Annotated in this window: 1 protein-coding gene; it reads right to left on the bottom strand. The window is 52.8% G+C overall.

The annotated features are described in order from the left end of the window. Positions 1 to 88 precede the first annotated feature (88 nt). On the bottom strand, positions 89 to 880 hold the full coding sequence (locus tag C4B57_12280; protein ID PXF50189.1) for a transposase: 792 nt from the start codon (positions 878 to 880) through the stop codon (positions 89 to 91). Positions 881 to 1,052: the final 172 nt, after the last annotated feature.

Below are 1,052 nucleotides of genomic sequence, written 5' to 3'. Positions count from 1 at the left end.
GTCTATTTCTTTTCTGATATATATGATATGCTTTTGAGGTATATTCTCTATCTGAGTTAATATATAACGTCCATGAAATTTGGACATTTTATGGTTCGGGAAGCATTTTTCCAACCATGTCGTCTTCGCGCATGATCTTTTCACCCCTTAGCACTGCCTTGCTTACCGTGGAAGGGGAAAGGCCAAGGACGCGGGCCACCTCGGCGCAGCTCAGCCTGAGCTTTCGCACCGCAAGACAGCAGAGAACCGTGCGGGCTCTTGCCGCAGTCTGTTCCTTGGTTCCGCTCTTGAGACCTTTCAGGCTCACATCGTATTCCGCTGCGACTTTCTTCATGAGTGAATCAAGGGTGAGCCCCTGCTGCTGAAGCCTTGTTCTCTCCGAGAGTTCTTCCTCGGCCTTCTTGAGAACGCGCTCGACAAAGTCACTGCTTCCGAGAATACGCTCATCCGCCTTCATGCGGAGACCCTTCCTGCGGAGAGCGGCAAGCGCCGCCCACCCGCCGGCGGAACGAACCAGACCGCCCCCCGTGAGATCCGCCCCTTTTTTCTGCTTGAGACCTTCGGCAACAAATTCCTCATACGCCCTTCGGGCCTTTCTCAGGGTGGGAGCGAAAAGGCTCAATACGCAGTCCGTGTCCTGCCAGTCGTTTTTCACCTTTCCCATGAGAACGGCGTGGCCGCTGTATTTGTACGATTTGAGCTTCGAGAAATCTTTGATCATCCGTGCCCGGATCGGATTCAGGTGAATGTACCGGACGAGTTCGAGCAGATACGGATCCTCTTCGCAGAGAATGCTCTTGTAGCGGTTCTGGAAGAGATGGCCATGTCGTCTATGCCTGCGGTTGAACTGCTGGGCGTAGCCGGTGAGCAGACGCCTCATGACCGTTGCAATGGGAACGGTTCCGGTTCGAAGAAGCAGGTGGATATGTTATGTGAAGCTCCGGATTATGTGAAGTTAGGTTTCCGTCCATAGAGAATCTCCCCGCCATTTCGGCCTGATTCACAGGCTCCCATCGATATTACTACACATAATTGCGTGCTATGACAATTCC

This window comes from Deltaproteobacteria bacterium, from assembly GCA_003194485.1.
GTDB lineage: Bacteria > Desulfobacterota > Dissulfuribacteria > Dissulfuribacterales > UBA3076 > UBA3076.
Note: the sequence above shows the minus strand (reverse complement) of the source record. Positions and strands in the feature narration are given on the sequence as shown.